Source organism: Lachnoanaerobaculum saburreum DSM 3986, from assembly GCF_000185385.1.
GTDB lineage: Bacteria > Bacillota > Clostridia > Lachnospirales > Lachnospiraceae > Lachnoanaerobaculum > Lachnoanaerobaculum saburreum.
This window is the reverse complement of the sequence record NZ_GL622296.1, coordinates 1,355,514-1,372,166: the sequence shown is the minus strand read 5'-3', so window position 1 is coordinate 1,372,166 and position 16,653 is coordinate 1,355,514. Positions and strand designations below refer to the sequence as shown.

11 protein-coding genes are annotated in these 16,653 nt (G+C 34.9%); all 11 read right to left on the bottom strand.

What is annotated here, in order from left to right:
- Window positions 1–203: 203 nt before the first annotated feature.
- Window positions 204–665 (bottom strand): hypothetical protein, encoded by a 462-nt coding sequence (locus tag HMPREF0381_RS06425; protein WP_008751114.1) that lies wholly within the window; start codon window positions 663–665, stop codon window positions 204–206.
- Between the two features lie 27 nt (window positions 666–692).
- Window positions 693–3,671, bottom strand: a complete 2,979-nt coding sequence (locus HMPREF0381_RS06420) for an NACHT domain-containing protein (protein WP_154647082.1) — start codon at window positions 3,669–3,671, stop codon at window positions 693–695.
- Window positions 3,672–3,772: 101 nt separating this feature from the next.
- Window positions 3,773–4,396: a trypsin-like serine protease gene (locus HMPREF0381_RS06415; protein WP_008751112.1), complete on the bottom strand. Its 624-nt coding sequence runs from the start codon at window positions 4,394–4,396 to the stop codon at window positions 3,773–3,775.
- Entirely contained in the window at window positions 4,393–5,574 is a 1,182-nt protein-coding gene (locus HMPREF0381_RS15345; protein ID WP_008751111.1) for an MBL fold metallo-hydrolase, read from the bottom strand. The genes HMPREF0381_RS06415 and HMPREF0381_RS15345 overlap by 4 nt, the downstream gene beginning before the upstream one ends.
- 385 nt (window positions 5,575–5,959) lie before the next feature.
- The gene (locus HMPREF0381_RS15155; protein WP_008751110.1) at window positions 5,960–6,112 is read right to left on the bottom strand and encodes a hypothetical protein; all 153 of its coding nucleotides are present in this window, start codon (window positions 6,110–6,112) and stop codon (window positions 5,960–5,962) included.
- 334 nt (window positions 6,113–6,446) lie between these two features.
- Window positions 6,447–7,703 (bottom strand): 23S rRNA (uracil(1939)-C(5))-methyltransferase RlmD, encoded by a 1,257-nt coding sequence (gene rlmD / locus HMPREF0381_RS06405; RefSeq protein WP_008751109.1) that lies wholly within the window; start codon window positions 7,701–7,703, stop codon window positions 6,447–6,449.
- Window positions 7,673–9,451 (bottom strand): aminopeptidase P family protein, encoded by a 1,779-nt coding sequence (locus HMPREF0381_RS06400; RefSeq protein ID WP_008751108.1) that lies wholly within the window; start codon window positions 9,449–9,451, stop codon window positions 7,673–7,675. The genes rlmD and HMPREF0381_RS06400 overlap by 31 nt, the downstream gene beginning before the upstream one ends.
- A gap of 52 nt (window positions 9,452–9,503) precedes the next feature.
- A complete protein-coding gene (locus HMPREF0381_RS06395; protein ID WP_008751107.1) occupies window positions 9,504–10,301 on the bottom strand; it encodes a Cof-type HAD-IIB family hydrolase in 798 nt (265 codons plus the stop codon).
- The gene (locus tag HMPREF0381_RS06390) at window positions 10,291–12,747 is read right to left on the bottom strand and encodes a glycogen/starch/alpha-glucan phosphorylase (protein WP_008751106.1); all 2,457 of its coding nucleotides are present in this window, start codon (window positions 12,745–12,747) and stop codon (window positions 10,291–10,293) included. The genes HMPREF0381_RS06395 and HMPREF0381_RS06390 overlap by 11 nt, the downstream gene beginning before the upstream one ends.
- 11 nt (window positions 12,748–12,758) lie before the next feature.
- On the bottom strand, window positions 12,759–15,872 hold the full coding sequence (gene ileS, locus HMPREF0381_RS06385; protein ID WP_040461739.1) for an isoleucine--tRNA ligase: 3,114 nt from the start codon (window positions 15,870–15,872) through the stop codon (window positions 12,759–12,761).
- Between the two features lie 165 nt (window positions 15,873–16,037).
- Window positions 16,038–16,232, bottom strand: coding sequence for a hypothetical protein (locus tag HMPREF0381_RS06380; protein ID WP_008751104.1), 195 nt, complete (start codon window positions 16,230–16,232; stop codon window positions 16,038–16,040).
- Window positions 16,233–16,653: the final 421 nt, after the last annotated feature.

The following is a 16,653-nucleotide window of genomic DNA, read 5'->3' as shown; positions in this document are numbered from 1 at the left end:
TCGATTTCTCTTTTACCGGAATTGTGATTTCCAATAAAACGGAATATTGATTTCCATGTGCCGGACAGGTGCGGGATTTTAGCCTGGATTATTCAATTACGGGATACAAAAAATAATCATATCTTTGACAGTTCAAATGTGAACGGTGAAAATGTTTAGTTTCAAAACTATATATGAACTACTTGTTGGACAGTTATCGTTCCTTAATATCTTCCGGCTTTCATAGTATTATACACTTTGTGATTTCGGATTACTTCATCTTTTTCATTTAAATAATATGTGTAACTAAATTCTGCTCTACCTGGGAAATCTCTACCAAATCCGCCAGTTATTTTTTGCTTTTCACCCAACACAGTCCATACAACATCCAATTCATTTCGTTTTATAAACTCAAGCAGAAAACTTTTTTTAATATATAAAGCATTATTTTGTCCATTAACGATAACTGTACTACCATTTGCAACATATCCAAATGAACCATTCCACGTCAAATTCATTTGATCCATTAAATATTTCGATGGGAACATATATGAGCTTTCTTCATTAGTGCAAAATGGAGAATCTTTCTCCGCCGTATAATCATTTGCTGTCGTAATTAGATAACATGGAGCTGGTGCTTCTTGTCGAAAATCTTGTTCATTCTCTTGCCCTAAATAATTTACCATAGTAGGGCTCCATGGATACTCTCCAATTCAACATTCATACAATTGTCCAAATCCCTCCGGCATCCATCTTCCTTCAAAATCTTTTTTATCAAACCATTTCAGCAAATCATCTTTTTTATCCTTGAAGTATAAATAAGCTCTCACTTGCATCCATACTTCTCGAAATTCCTTTTTGCCTACTTCTTTTGAAGACAAATAACCTTGTAACATATAGTACTCTTCGCCCTCATAAATGTATTGTATTAACCTTGGAATGTAACGTTCAACATCATTATTTTCAAACCAAGTTGTATCATCCCATTTACGATATCTGTAAAAAGGATATACGAGCTTTGTTCCTATAAAATTATTAAACTGAGGTATTACCGTCAAATCTATATTCCTAAGAGAATTTCCTTGTTCCGGACATACAAGCTCTATATCACTATATCTAAATCTCGGCGAGTATTTATAATTGTCATAAATATTACCCAACTCTCTATATAGATATATTTTCTGATATTTCTTACCAATCCTCTCTACTTGCTCATCACGACTTCTCAATGAACCATATGTATAATCAATGCCTTTATCATAGTTTATACATAGCTCATAACCGCTTTTCACTATGTCTTCAAAAATCATAATTCCTACATCTTTTTTTGTGACTCCATAATTCTCAACTTCTAAAGGAATCGTATATATTGCAAAATCACTTTCTTGACAATTCCAAAATAAACTCGAAAAACGTTCTTTGAATTGTAACGCAAACTTATTATTTACCTCATGCTTTTTGCTTTTATATGGTGGTCTAGCCAAAATTACTTCCTTCTCAGTACACCACCCTTTATAATACGCATATTCAAAAATATTCCTTAAATAATCACGTATTAATACATTTTGTGGCCATATATCACATGAAATAATGCTATTTTTTATATATTCCAAAATCGACATTACATATGCTTGTTCTTCTAATATCACAAGAGAAGAATACACGGCTTGCCATATTCTTTCATGAATATAATCATCATTAATATCTTTAAACATATTAATGACTGTCAACATATCCAAAGGATACAATCTAAATAGATTTGTCAATCCTTTACTAGCTTTATCCCTTAACTTAATATCATTACTCCCTGTCCCCCAGCACAATATAGTTTTCCATAGCAAAATACTATCTGCTGCAAAAGTTGGATGTTTTAATGCAATTGCCCTTTCGCATGTATCCGAAATAATTTTCACTTGATCATACTGTTTTAAAAGAAATAAACTTAAAATAAAATCTCTCCGATACGAAGGCATATTACTCAACTTTTTATGTATATAATAGGCATTAATAGCACAGCCATTCTTTGTAGAAATAGCTATTAAGCCCAATATTACTCGTCTTATATCAGATTCATTTGATGAAGATAGTAATTTTTCAATCTCAGCAATTGTTTTCTCATTAATCTCATTTGCATTTCTCCAATATAATCCACTCATGAAGGTTTCAACTACTTCGCCATGTATCCTATCATCAATTCTACTTATGAATTCTTCCTTTGTATTTTGCAAAAACAATATTTGTATCATTTCAAGCGTTCCAAGAGTTATTTTTTTATCCTCAACCGCCTCTACTATTTTTTCAACCTCTATATCCGCATATTTTTGAGCATACAAGTATTCATAAAATTTTTGATATGCAAATGTAATCTCTGTTCCCTTTTCATCCGCCTCTCTTAACAAATTTTCAGATATTAATAACTTAATAAACCCTGCCGCTTTTTCTTTTATTCCAAAGTCATCTAATACCTTAGAAATAACTGTTCTAAGTTCAAACCAAGTCATACTATATCTGTCATTGTCAGCCATAAACTGTGTTACAGCACTTAATGCTAATGAAACTATTTTATCTTTAACAGAAAAATACTCCAAGTAATTCTTAGATATTATCTTATTTTTTATATCAAAGAACTCTTCCATTAATGTCTGAATATCTTCTACCACAACGGTCTTATCTTCTTTTCCTATTGCAATTTCACAAAGCATCTTTAGAAAAAGTGGATTCATAAATTCCGGAATGCATGTTGTATCATAATTGATATTCACTCCGTAATACTCACAAAAACTACCAAGAACCTCAACTTCCATTTCATCAAAACCGCTATGTGAAATCTGTAACATTTCTTCTATTTTTTCCTCGTCGAGATATTCCTCTAAATATATGCTTCTGCAACTAACAATTATCTTTATGTTAGAATACGCCTCAGCTTTTACAATAATTAATGGAAGATTACTATTCCAATATGAAGTATCATCCACCTCATTAATAGCATCTATACATATTGGTACATACACATTATTTTGTTTACCATATTCATTTAACCATGCAAAAAAATTCTCTATTGTTTCTCCTTTTTGAAACCAATTTATAATCACATTATCAACAGTATCTTTTCCCTTAAACATGTCTCCTAACAATAATACTGCTGGAATGCCTTTATCAATAGAGTCATGCACAATATCACATAATAAATGCGTTTTCCCTATACCACCTTTCCCTGTAATTATAATTGCTCGATTACCTGCATTATTTATCAAACTTATATCAAATAATCTCGCAATTAAAGGGAGGATTGAAATCCCGTCACATAATTCATCTAAATATTGTGTTGGAAACGTACACATATAGGAAGCCATAAATCCTCTCCAACTTTTGTTATTATATGTTCCAATCCCATTTTTTTCCTCAAAACGCTTCTTTTCAACTTCAAATATCTTTATCAAATTTTGTTCGCATTCTTTTATATTTTTTAATATCTGTATCAGTTTATTTTTATCACATGAACCAGAATCTAAGATAATACTATCTGTTTGTAACTGCTCAACAATATCAGTTATTCTTTTTCTGCTATCTGCTAAAATTAAATCCTCCTCATCTTGATCATATGAATCAAATGAGAGTAACTTCCTTATACAATCCTTCATTTGTGAACTGATATCTTGTAGTCGTTCTGCTATTCCATCCTTTTTCAACATAAAGCTTAAATTACTATATGTCCCCGTTTTTACATTGAGCTCCTTGCTATATCTAGGACCCACCATTGAAATTACTTGCTCTACTTTTTCCGTTAAACTTCTTAAACTAAATGTTTCCTCCGAAATACTAATAGGAATTTCCTTTTTTTAATTGAAATTTTTTCACATTTCAAAACTTTATTAATATATTTTATAGGTAAAGCTTCAAGTCTCTTACTATTTTCTTGCTTTATAATTACACCTAAAATATTTCCTAATACTATTACAGGTGCTCCCGAAACACCTTCATAATTCTCTAATTGATTTTCCGTTTTTATATTGACTATCAGTCTTTTTTCTTGTGTATTTGTTATAGTAGCTAATATAGTTGTTTTTTGAGAGGTAAGTTTCGGGAATCCTATTATTTGACATCCAACCCCTGCAATTTCATTTTTTACATCAATCAAATCATACATTTCTGTTTCGGATAGCACTTCATTCAACCTAATGAATACGCAATCAATCCCTTTTTCTATCGCCTCTAGCAAATTAATTGTTTTTCCAACAACTTTATCATTGTCTTCTATACGAAACACAATTTCTTTTTCCTCGAATTCATCTGTAATTAGTTCATCCGCTGTAACAACATTATGTTTAACAGTCATTACAATATCTGGCTTTACAAGGAACCCTGTTCCCATAACTTTTCCATCTCGAAATATTTGACCTATAACTATTTTTCTCATTCAAAAATCCTTTCCACAATGCTTTTTCCATCACCAATGATAACCTCATAATTGTATTTTTCTTTCCATTCTTCTTTATTAAGAAAATATGCTTTATCTATAGGGTAATTGAATATCAGCTTTTTGAATTTTGAATCTTTACAAAGTATCGTAGCAAGTACTTCCAAATCAGGATGACCATACTTTATGGAATTTGTCAAACAATAATATTCATCAGCACTATATCGACTAATAAAATCATGTGTGATGTTATAACGACTTCCATGATGGGGTAATTTTATTGCTGAAAAGCGATATTCAAATCCCACCACATTTTCAATATTTTTTAATATTGTATTATCAATTACTGTATCACCTAAAAATAAGTACTTTCTTTTATTATACTCAAGAATAAAGGAAATCGAACTTCTATTAACTATAGATTCATCTCTTTCTGATAAATCTCCAATATATTTCGTCAAATCCTCATTCTCACAAATTTTAAAACTTTCATTGGTGTATATAGATTTAATACGTTCTATTTGGTATTCAAATGCTTCGGTTAATTTTATCTTGTCAGATACTCTAAACATATAATTTCTAGAAACCATATCCTTCTTCCAGTGGTTTTCCAATTCTATGATATTGTTTTTTGATGGTCCTAAAACTGTAATAAATATATTCGTGGCAATTTCATATCTATTTTCAACTAATTCTGAACATATTGCTCGTCCTTCAACAACTAAATTTAAAGGTATTTTACTTTCCTCTATTAATACCCCTAAGGACGTTCCCTCATTTATTCCAATTTCTTGCTCTGAGTCCGATACCACTCCTTGGGAAATGATTTCATCTAAAATTTTATTATCTCTATCCGTAAAACAATTTTCTTTTTGAGAATAAAAAGGGCTATTAACAATTTGAAAGAATCCATTATACCAAATATTGTCTATAAAATCAGGATTTGTTTCTTTTAAAACTTGAATAAGTCCACATATATGATCATTGTCCATATGTGTGCATACTAACAAACCAATTTTTTGCCTCTTCTCTCTTATATGCTGTATTTCGGATTTTATATATTTTTGATAAGTCTTTGATAAGCCACCATCGATTAATATATTATATTGGTTTTCTTTTCCTATAGACAACATAATACAATCTCCATATTCTGCAGGAAACAGCTTAATGCTCATCATTTATTTCTTACCTCACTTGTCATAAATTGTTTGTTTTATACATGTGCACAAAAATACACAATTACATAAACTACCTATACTACACGTTAATATTCTGTGTTTTTCCCATACTCAATCTTTCCGTCCCACTCATTTTGGCATTAAAACTATGTCAATATGACATTAAGCTTTCGTCCTTACATATATAAGAACTATTTTCATCTATAAAATCAGTCCATGAATACAACATGGATACGCCTCTTTCATCCCTATTCTACAAACCATATTTCGTCAGGTTGTAGCACCTGGTTATACAACTGCCATGTATCATAAATTACAAATACAAAATGTGTGTGATTTGTGTTAATTCTCGGATTTAATAATGTAAGCACGAAATTCCTAACAATTAACAAGGCGGAAAAGCATTTAATTCATCCATAAATAGTACAATTCCCTTCTCCAACGCTTTTTGCAATTCCAGATATACTGCAAACACCTTTAAGATTGCAGCAGATTCCAGTCCCAAAAGGATTTCTGCTATTTCTTCAGAAACAATCATTTTGTAAAGTACATTAATCTTGTATTACTCTTCCTTAGCCTAAATATCACAAGAAAACTTTCAAGTCTAAAATTCTTGATATGTTCATTAAAGAATATAGATTCTTTTCTATACTCATCTAAGCATCATTGCATACTAAATCATTTGAAAATGCATAAAAGCATCTTTAATTGATTCTTCTTTTTCTATTGGACAAACTGGTTGTTTTGAATCAATATTTTTAGATTTGTTATAATTTTCCCTTTCTTTAATTCCACACTTTTCTTTTACTTGTGCTATATATAAATTAGATACCTTAAATCCAAACTTCTTAATAACATAGTTTTGAATTTATTCAATAAGTAGCTTTACTTTCAGCACTTGTTAAATCCATATCATTCATCGGAAGTTCTACACTTATATGATTCTTTGAGTCCAGTTTGGAAAGCAACACTACCCCCTCCACATGCCTCGTATGACAAAAGCAATCCACCACCATCCCCTTCTCAAACCTATACCTGTGCTTCTTGAAAACCTCCAAATCCCTAGCAAGTGTCTCCGGATTGCAGGAAACATACACAACCTTTTTAGGCTTTAACCTTCCAACCGCAGCTATAAACTCATCTGTAGATCCGGTTCTTGGTGGATCAAGGATTACCACATCTATTTTTTCTCCGGCTGCCGCCAAATCATTTATAAATGCAGTTGCATCTGCATTATAAAACTTCACATTCTTTATATTGTTTATCTTCGCATTGGTGATGGCATCTTTGTGGGAATCTTTATTAAGTTCTACAGATATTACTTCCTTCACACACTTTGAAGCTATAAGCCCGATAGTGCCTATCCCCGAGTAGGCATCAAGTAATACTTCATCACCCTGTAAACCGGCATACTCTATTGCCTGAGAGTAGAGTTTTTCGGTTTGGTCTCTGTTTACCTGATAGAATGACTTCGGTGAAATCTTGAATGTAAGCCCACATAGTTCATCTGTGATATAGCCCTTACCATACATCACTATTTCTCTGTCACCAAGTACCATGCTGGTGTTTTTATTGTTTATATTTTGAACTATAGTGGTTATCTCAGGATGCTCTCCTCTTAGTACCTTTATAAAGGCATTCTTATTTTGGAATATTACATTTGAGGTCACTAAAACCACCATGATTTGGCCGCTTTTCTTGCCTACACGTATCAGTACATGGCGTAAGAATCCAAAGCCGCTGTCCTCATCATATGCCTTTATTTTAAATGATATGCACATCTTCTTTATAGTTTGAATAATCGCACTTGCTTTTTTATCTTCAATCAGGCAGTTTTTGGTATCCACCACTCTATGGGTGTTCTTTTCATAAGTGCCTGCAATGATTTTCTTGTTTTCAAAGCCGAAAACCGCACTTACTTTGTTCCTATAATGATAGGGATTGCTCATTGAGACAATCCCGTCAAATTTGCCATATTTTTTTATCAATGAATTTGCTATGGCAAGTTTCTCCTTGACATGCTTATTATATGAACTGTTTATATAATCGCAGCCGCCACATTTTTTGGCGACTGCACATTTTAGCTCCTTAGAAGCTTTTATATTTCTTTTGTTATTTCCTTCAGCCATGCTTTCTCTTCTTCATTAAGTCCATAAGATATGGAATCATATACCTGCTTTTGATACTTATTATAAAACTCTATATCTTTCTTTGTCATTACATCCACTAAAAGCGGTTCACTGTCTATAGGTGCCATTGTAAGCGGCTCAAAACGAAGGAATCCCTCTCCCTTATCCGCTACGGTCATCAAAATTTCCATTCTGATACCATGTTTACCGCTTATATATACGCCCGGCTCATCACTCATTATCATTCCCGGTTCAAACTCAAGATTTCTGAATACATCTTTATTTATCTTGTTTCTTATAGATGTAGGTGCTTCATGTACAGTATTTACAAACCCCACACCATGTCCGGTACCGTGATTATAATCAAGCCCATGCTCCCAAAGAGCTTCCCTTGCCTTTATATCAAGGCATACACCTATTGCTCCTCTTTTAAATATAGTATTTAAAAGTCTAAGCATACCGATGGTTACCAAGGTATAATGAAGTTTCTCTTCATAGGTGTTTTCTCCAAGAGAAATTGTTCTTGTTACATCAGTAGTGCCGTCCTTATATGTAGCACCTGAATCAAAAAGGTAAAGTCCCTTCGCTTCAAGCTTCTTTGCGGTCTCATACTCGGCCTCATAGTGAACTATTGCACCGTTGTCCGCATATCCTGAGATAGTCGGGAAGCTTAAATCAAGGAAAAGCTCATCTCCTCTTCTTAGATTATCAAGGTAGTCTGAAGCAGTCTTTTCTGTAAGTTTGGCACCGTTCTTTACCTGATTTTTTAGCCAATAGATATATTTTGCCATATATACACCGTCTCTGATATGAGATTTTTTCATATTTAAAACCTCTATATCATTTTTGATGTTCTTTAGATATGTCACAGGGCTTAATACACTGTAAAGTTTATTTGCATTTTCTTTTTTACTTATTGATATAAATGTCTTATAGCTGACATCAGCCTCATCAAATATTATCTGCTTGTTTTTAATATTTGCAACATTTTCATCAAAGTTGTCATACGGTTTTATATCTATACCGTTTTCATCCAGATATTTTCTCACTTCATCACTAAGTGCCTCTTCTTGAATAAATAAGGTTGCCTTATCACTCTCAAGGATAAAATAAGATAAAAATAAAGGATTGCATTTTATATCAAAGGCTCTAAGATTTGTTAGCCATGCAATATCAGAAAGTGAAGATACTATCAAAAGATCCCTTCCTTTCATTCTCTCTCTTACTTCACTTATCTTTTTTGCCGCCGACTTTCCTGCATACTTTTCTTCCAAAATAAATACCTTTGTATGCGGTCTTTTCGGTCTTTCAGTCCAAACCTCATCGGTTATCTCTTTTCCGATAGCAAGCTTTACACCGTTTTTTACAACCTTTCCTGCAATAACCTTTCCTTCAGAAAAACTTAAAAGTGAGCCGTTAAATCCAAGCACCTCACCGCTTTTTAATTTTTCTTCAAGCAATTCATCTAAAGTAGGTACACCCGGTTCCCCCATTTTCATAAGTGTTATACCGCTATCTTTAAGTTCATTCTCCGCCTGTAAAAAATATCTTCCGTCTGTCCAAAGATATGCTTCTTCCTTCATTACAAGAAGTGTACCTGCACTTCCGGTAAATCCGCTAAGAAACCTTCTGCATTTATCATACTCTGTAGGATATTCACTTTGATGTGCATCAGAAGAGGGGGATATCCATGCGTCTATCCCCTCTCTTTGCATTACTTTTCTTAAATCAACAATTGTCGCTCTCATAATGCTCCTTTCACAATACTTTAAACCGTGTCCGGTCAAAATATTGTATAATCTATTTAGTATTTATATAACCGAACTTTTCCAGTGCATTATAGACTCCGTTATCTGCAATATCATCAGTAACATAGTCCGCATATTTTTTTAGTTCCTCTATTGCATTGCCCATAGCAATTCCAAACCCGCTCGCCTCTATAATTTCTTTGTCATTCATAGAATCACCAAAGGCAACAGTATCCTTGATGTCGATATTGTAATATTTACATAGCAATTTCAAGCCTTCCGCCTTACTTGCACATTTTTCTATAACATCGGCTCCAAACATTCCTGCAAAAAGCGGAAGCTTTAAAGTCGGGAAGTTATCCTCTATCTCCTTTGCGCCGCTTGGCGGACCTACATAAGTAAGCGTCCTTACAGGCAGATCAAACAACTCACTTGGAGGATAAAACTTTCTGAAACTTTCTCCCCATCTCTTCTTGTCATAATCATCTATTACCTTTGCGTTAAAATAGTAGTCCTTATCCTCTAAGGTAAGACCCAGAGCACAGTCCTTGCCTTCTACAAACTTTGCAAGCTTTTTTAAAACATCCTTATCAAAAAAATGTTCATATATCTTTTTTTCGCCTGCCTTTACCAAAGTACCGTTCAGTCCGATTACCGCATCCGGTTTTACTATATCTACAAATTGCTTACTGTCACTGTTTTCAGGATTTCTTCCTGTAGCAAGGACTATGACATGACCCTGATCCTTCAGTCTTTCTATAGCCGAAAGAGCTGAAGGTGTTATCTTATAAGTCTTATGCTCTAAGAGTGTCATATCAATATCAAAACTGAAAATTTTTCTATTTTGCATTATCCAACCTTAACTTAGTGAGATGCCAAATATCTCTTACATATTCTTCGATAGTTCTGTCTGATGAGAACTTACCTGCACAAGCAGTCTGTGTAAGTGCCATCTCCCCCCATCTTCTCCTATCCCTATAGGCTTTTTCCACTTCTTCATGTGCCTTTGCATAGCTTCTGAAGTCTTTAAGAATAAAGTATACATCCGCTCTGTCATGCCCCTGCTTTTTTAGAAGTGAATCATAGATTTCTCTAAACTCCTCTGTATTATTTGGAGAATAGAATCCGTTTACAAGTTGCATAAGTACTGTTCTTATTTCACTGTCACTGTTAAAGATAACCATAGGATCATAACCGCCGTTGTTCTCATAATCTATTACCTCATCTGAAGATAATCCGAATATAAAGGCATTATCTTGTCCTACTTCTTCAACTATCTCTACATTGGCTCCGTCCATAGTTCCTATAGTAGGCGCACCGTTTAGCATAAACTTCATATTTCCCGTACCTGAAGCCTCTTTACTTGCTGTAGAAATCTGCTCACTGACATCTGCCGCCGCAAAGATAATCTCCGCATTGGATACCTTATAATCCTCTATAAATACTACCTTTATCTTGCCGTTTATACTTCTGTCATTGTTGATAACATCCGCTACAGAATTTATCAGCTTGATAGTCTGCTTTGCTCTCCTGTATCCGGCAGCCGCTTTGGCACCGAAGATAAAGGTTCTTGGATACATATCAAATCCGTCATTATTCTTCAGCTTATTATAAAGATACATTACATGCAAGATATTTAAAAGCTGACGTTTATACTCATGTAATCTCTTCACCTGCACATCAAATATGGAATCCGGATTCACATCTATACCGTTATGCTCCTTGATATACTTCACAAGTCTTAATTTATTTTGATATTTAATCTCCATAAACTCTTCTAAAGACTTATCATCGTTAAGATATTGCTTTAAACCTGAGAGTTGAGGTAAATCCGTAATAAACTTGTCACTTCCAAGCTTTTTTGTGATCCAATCAGATAAAAGCGGATTGGCATGTAGCAAGAATCTTCTCTGTGTAATACCGTTTGTTTTATTATTAAACTTTTCAGGCATCATCTCATAGAAATCCTTCAGTTCCTGATGCTTCAGTATCTCTGTGTGAAGCTTTGCCACACCGTTTACTGAAAATCCGGTTACTATAGCCATATATGCCATTCTGACCTGACCGTCATATAGTATTGCCATCTTCTTTTCTTTTTCAGCGGCATTATTTGGATATCTGTCTCTTATCTGCATTACAAATCTTTTGTTTATCTCTTCCACTATCTGATAAACTCTTGGAAGTAAAGACTTAAACAGATCAATAGGCCACTTTTCAAGTGCCTCGGACATGATGGTATGATTGGTATATGCCATACATTTGCTTGTGATATTCCATGCCTCATCCCAGTTCAGACCTTCCTCATCCAAAAGAAGTCTCATAAGCTCAGGTATTGCAACAGTCGGATGTGTATCATTTAACTGGAATACCACCTTTTGTGGGAGCATATGTATATCACTGTGATGTGACTTAAACTTATCAATTGCTCTTTGTAAGCTGGCAGAGATAAAGAAGTACTGCTGCTTTAACCTAAGTTCCTTACCCGCATAGTGATTATCATTCGGATAAAGCACCTCTACAAGAGTCTTTGCAAGGTTTTCCTGCTCAAGTGCCTTTTGGTAATCTCCTTTATCAAACTGCTCCAAGCTGAAGTTTGTGATAGCCTCCGCATCCCATATACGAAGTGAGTTTACCATACCGTTTTCATATCCGAGTACAGGCATATCATAAGGAATTGCTTTTACAGAACCGTAGTTTTCCTGTATAAACTTCTCCTTACCGTTTACATTCTCCACTCTGACATTTCCGCCGAATTTTACTATATATGAATATTCACTTCTCTTTATCTCAAAAGGATATCCGTTCTTAATCCAGTCATCCGGTACTTCTTTTTGATATCCGTTTTCTATTTTTTGTTTGAACATGCCGTAGTGATATCTGATACCGCATCCGTATGCAGGATAATTAAGTGTCGCAAGTGAGTCTAAAAAGCAGGCCGCAAGCCTTCCAAGTCCACCGTTTCCAAGTGCCGGATCGCTCTCCTGATCTTCTATATCTGTAAGGTCAAATCCAAGCTCATTTAAAACCTGTGCCACTTCTTTTCTTGCACCGAGGTTTATGATATTGTTGCCGAGCGCTCTGCCTATCAAAAACTCCATTGACAGGTAGTACAAAATCTTTGCATCCTGCTTATCATATGCCTTATGCGTATTTATCCATTCATCTATAATGGTATCTTTTATGGCATAGGAAAGAGCATAAAAAACCTGCTCTTTACTTGCCTCGTCTATAGTTTTTCTGTACAATACCTTTACATTATCTTCTATAGCCTTTTTTAATTCCTTAGCGTTTATCATCGTAAGTTCTTTTAACCTTTCTTACTTACTCCAAGGGATGTGTGTTCTCCGTTCAAGTTCCAATCTTTAGTATATCCCTCTACATTATTATATATGATTTCATCTGCCAATGTATCATTCTTGATCACAGCTTCATTCTTCTTTATAATCTCAGCAATTCTGTCATTGCCGTTTTGAGAAAGTGTTATATGGTCAACCACCTCAAAACCTGCCTCTTTTCTCATTGTCTGAATTTTAGAAATAAGTTCTCTTACAAAACCCTCTTCTAACAGTGAATCATCAAGTCTGATATCAAGTACAACTGTAACCTTGTTGTCCGCTTCTGTGACGAAGTTGTCATTCTTTACAGTATCAATAAGTAAATCTTCTCTGCCAAGCACTGCCTTTTCACCGTTAAAGTCAAAACTTAAACTTCCTGTTTCATTTAAAGACTTCATAGCCGCATGACCGTCAAGTGAACTTAGTGCTTCCTTTATCTTTCCTAAGAGCTTGCCGTACTTCGGTCCGACCGTCTTTAGTTGCGGTTTGAATGAGTAGCTTACAAACTCCTCAACATCATCCTTAAACTCTACATTCTTAACATTAAGTTCATCTTCTATGATTTCCACATAGAAAGGACTTAGTACATTCTCAGCCTTAACATACATATTCCCGATAGGCTGACGGTTTTTGATATTTGCAGAATTTCTTGCAGCTCTTCCAAGTACCACTATATCAAGAACCTCATCCATACTTACCTCAAGTTCTTTATCTATAAACTCCTCATTAACAGCAGGGAAGTCGGTTAAATGTATACTCTCAGGAGCATTCTTATCAACACTTCTTACAAGATTTTGATAAATCTCCTCCGTCATAAAAGGTATCATAGGTGCGGAAACCTTTGAAAGAGTAATAAGTGCCGTATATAAAGTCATATAGGCATTTATCTTGTCCTGCTCCATACCCTTTGCCCAGAATCTCTCTCTACATCTTCTGACATACCAGTTACTCATATCATCTGTAAAGCTTTGCAGCGCTCTTGCAGTCTCGGTTATCTTGTAGTTGCTCAAATAGTCATCAACTGTTTTTACCAATGTATTAAGCTTTGATAAAAGCCACCTATCCATTACACTTAGCTTATCATAATCAAGGCTGTACTTTGTAGGATCAAAATTGTCAATATCCGCATACAGTACATAGAATGCATAGGTATTCCAAAGTGTACCAAGGAACTTTCTTTGTCCTTCCTCAACAGCCTTGTCATGGAACCTGTTTGGCAGCCATGGTGCAGAGTTTACATAGAAATACCATCTGATGGCATCCGCTCCAAACTTATTGAGTGCATCCATCGGATCTACGGCATTTCCCTTTGACTTACTCATCTTTTGTCCGTCTTCATCCTGCACATGTCCCATTACAATAACATTCTTATATGGAGCCTTATTAAATATCAGTGTAGATATTGCAAGCAGTGAGTAAAACCATCCTCTGGTCTGATCTACAGCCTCTGAGATAAAATCTGCCGGGAATTGTGCCTCAAATTTCTCATGATTTTCAAAAGGATAATGATGTTGTGCAAAAGGCATTGAACCTGAATCAAACCATGCATCAAGCACTTCAGGAGTTCTTCTCATTTCCTTACCGCATTCAGGACAGGTAATTGTAACTGCGTCGATATAAGGTCTGTGAAGTTCTATATTATCAGGACAGTTCTTTGACATTGATTTTAACTCTTCAATACTTCCTATACTGTGCATATGTCCACAGTCACAAACCCACACATTAAGCGGTGTACCCCAATATCTGTTTCTTGATACCGCCCAGTCCTGAATATTTTCAAGCCAGTCACCGAATCTACCCTTACCTATACTTTCAGGTATCCAGTTTATTGTATTGTTGTTTCTTATTATATCCTCTTTTACAGCAGTCATCTTGATATACCATGATTCTCTTGCATAGTAGATAAGAGGTGTATTACATCTCCAGCAATGTGGATAACTATGCTCAAATACCGGTGCATCAAAGAGCTTTCCGTTTTCTTCAAGATCTTTTAAGATAAGCTTATCGGCATCCTTTACAAATACACCTGCCCACTTGGTTTCTTTTGTCAGATTGCCTTGTGCATCTACAAGCTGAACAAAGGGAAGATTATAGTTTCTTCCTATTCTTGAGTCGTCCTCACCGAATGCAGGTGCTATATGTACAATACCTGTACCGTCTGTAAGAGTTACATAGTTGTCACACACCACATACCATGCCTTACCCTTTACATTAAGTTCTCCCCAAAGAGGTTCATACTCTATTCCTTCAAGTTCTTTTCCCTTATAGGTCTCAAGCACTGTATAGTCCTCTTTTAAAACAGTTTCAACCAATGCACTTGCAAGAATATATGTATAATCCCCCTGCACTACCTTTACATAGTCTTCATCAGGATTTACACAAAGAGCCACATTACTTGGAAGTGTCCAAGGTGTAGTGGTCCATGCAAGGAAGTATACATCCTCATTCTTTTTCTTAAATCTTACAATAGCGGATCTTTCCTTTACATCCTTATAACCTTGAGCCACCTCATGGCTTGAAAGCGGTGTTCCGCATCTTGGACAGTACGGTACAACCTTAAATCCCTTATAAAGAAGTCCTTTATCCCATATCTGCTTTAGTGCCCACCACTCGGACTCTATATATGAATTGTGATATGTTACATACGGGTCGTCCATATCGGCCCAGAAGCCTATTACATCTGAGAACTGCTCCCACATGCTCTTATACTTCCAAACCGACTCTTTACATTTCTCAATAAAAGGTGCAACACCGTATTTTTCTATCTGCTCTTTTCCGTTGATTCCAAGTTCTTTTTCCACTTCTATCTCTACAGGGAGCCCATGTGTATCCCAACCTGCTTTTCTTGGAACCTTGTAGCCTTTCATTGTTCTGTATCTTGGAATCATATCCTTGATAACTCTGGTGAGTGCATGTCCTATATGCGGCTTTCCGTTGGCTGTAGGCGGTCCGTCATAGAACATATATGTAGGAGCATCCTTTCTGTCTTCGATACTCTTCTCAAAAATATGGTTTTCACGCCAAAACTTTTCAACTTCTCTTTCTCTCTCTACAAACTTCAGATCTGTAGGTACCTTTTTATACATAAAAATCCTTTCTTTGTAAGCCGGATTATAAAAAAGACCTGTCCCTGTAACAGGACAAGTCAAAAACTTATAAACCACCTTTACAACATACTGTCATATGTGCTCCTATAACGGGGAAACCGGCTCACCCTACTCATATTTCAAGCGGCAACTCGGGAGTGATCTTCATCCATCGCTCCATACCGGTCTTTCACCGTCACCGGCTCGCTGAAACTTCTGCCAAGGACTACTCTCTCCGTCTTCGTCTTTATAACTAGGGATATTATAATCACTTGTAGATATTCTGTCAATGCCGGAACACAAATCACAGCCCGCCAAAATTCCGGAATGAATTTTATATAAAGATTTTAATCTCACCATTACCTATAGTTATTCCTGTCATTCAATTTTTCCTGAATATTTAACAGAAATTTTTAACTAAAATCTTTGTTTTTGTAACCTAAATTTTTTATAAATCTAAGTTCTTTATTATCTATCTATAATTGATTTTATTTATTATTTTTTTATTTTATTTCCATATTATAGACATAATTATTCATTATATTATAAGAGCATTAGCAAATGGCTAATGCAGGTTTCAGAATTACTGGAACTACAAAGCTTTTTCATACTCATACCGGACAGTTCATCTGTCCGGCCCCCCTAAAAATGTTAAACCACCTTTTTCCCGGGTGGTTTTTTTGTATCTTGAATTTGAAACCGAGTTTCTTTATTGTTAGAATTGCAGTATCACTTTGAAAGTACTTTCAAAGATATTTAATCACATAAAAAGGGGGTGTGA

What these genes read in the sequence shown, in the direction of transcription:
- HMPREF0381_RS06425 (WP_008751114.1), bottom strand. Translation starts at nt 665, where the DNA reads ATGGTAAATTATTTAGGGCAAGAGAATGAACAAGATTTTCGACAAGAA.
- HMPREF0381_RS06420 (WP_154647082.1), bottom strand. Translation starts at nt 3,671, where the DNA reads ATGTTGAAAAAGGATGGAATAGCAGAACGACTACAAGATATCAGTTCA.
- HMPREF0381_RS06415 (WP_008751112.1), bottom strand. Translation starts at nt 4,396, where the DNA reads ATGAGAAAAATAGTTATAGGTCAAATATTTCGAGATGGAAAAGTTATG.
- HMPREF0381_RS15345 (WP_008751111.1), bottom strand. Translation starts at nt 5,574, where the DNA reads ATGATGAGCATTAAGCTGTTTCCTGCAGAATATGGAGATTGTATTATG.
- HMPREF0381_RS15155 (WP_008751110.1), bottom strand. Translation starts at nt 6,112, where the DNA reads ATGATTGTTTCTGAAGAAATAGCAGAAATCCTTTTGGGACTGGAATCT.
- rlmD (WP_008751109.1), bottom strand. Translation starts at nt 7,703, where the DNA reads ATGGCTGAAGGAAATAACAAAAGAAATATAAAAGCTTCTAAGGAGCTA.
- HMPREF0381_RS06400 (WP_008751108.1), bottom strand. Translation starts at nt 9,451, where the DNA reads ATGAGAGCGACAATTGTTGATTTAAGAAAAGTAATGCAAAGAGAGGGG.
- HMPREF0381_RS06395 (WP_008751107.1), bottom strand. Translation starts at nt 10,301, where the DNA reads ATGCAAAATAGAAAAATTTTCAGTTTTGATATTGATATGACACTCTTA.
- HMPREF0381_RS06390 (WP_008751106.1), bottom strand. Translation starts at nt 12,747, where the DNA reads ATGATAAACGCTAAGGAATTAAAAAAGGCTATAGAAGATAATGTAAAG.
- ileS (WP_040461739.1), bottom strand. Translation starts at nt 15,872, where the DNA reads ATGTATAAAAAGGTACCTACAGATCTGAAGTTTGTAGAGAGAGAAAGA.
- HMPREF0381_RS06380 (WP_008751104.1), bottom strand. Translation starts at nt 16,232, where the DNA reads ATGGTGAGATTAAAATCTTTATATAAAATTCATTCCGGAATTTTGGCG.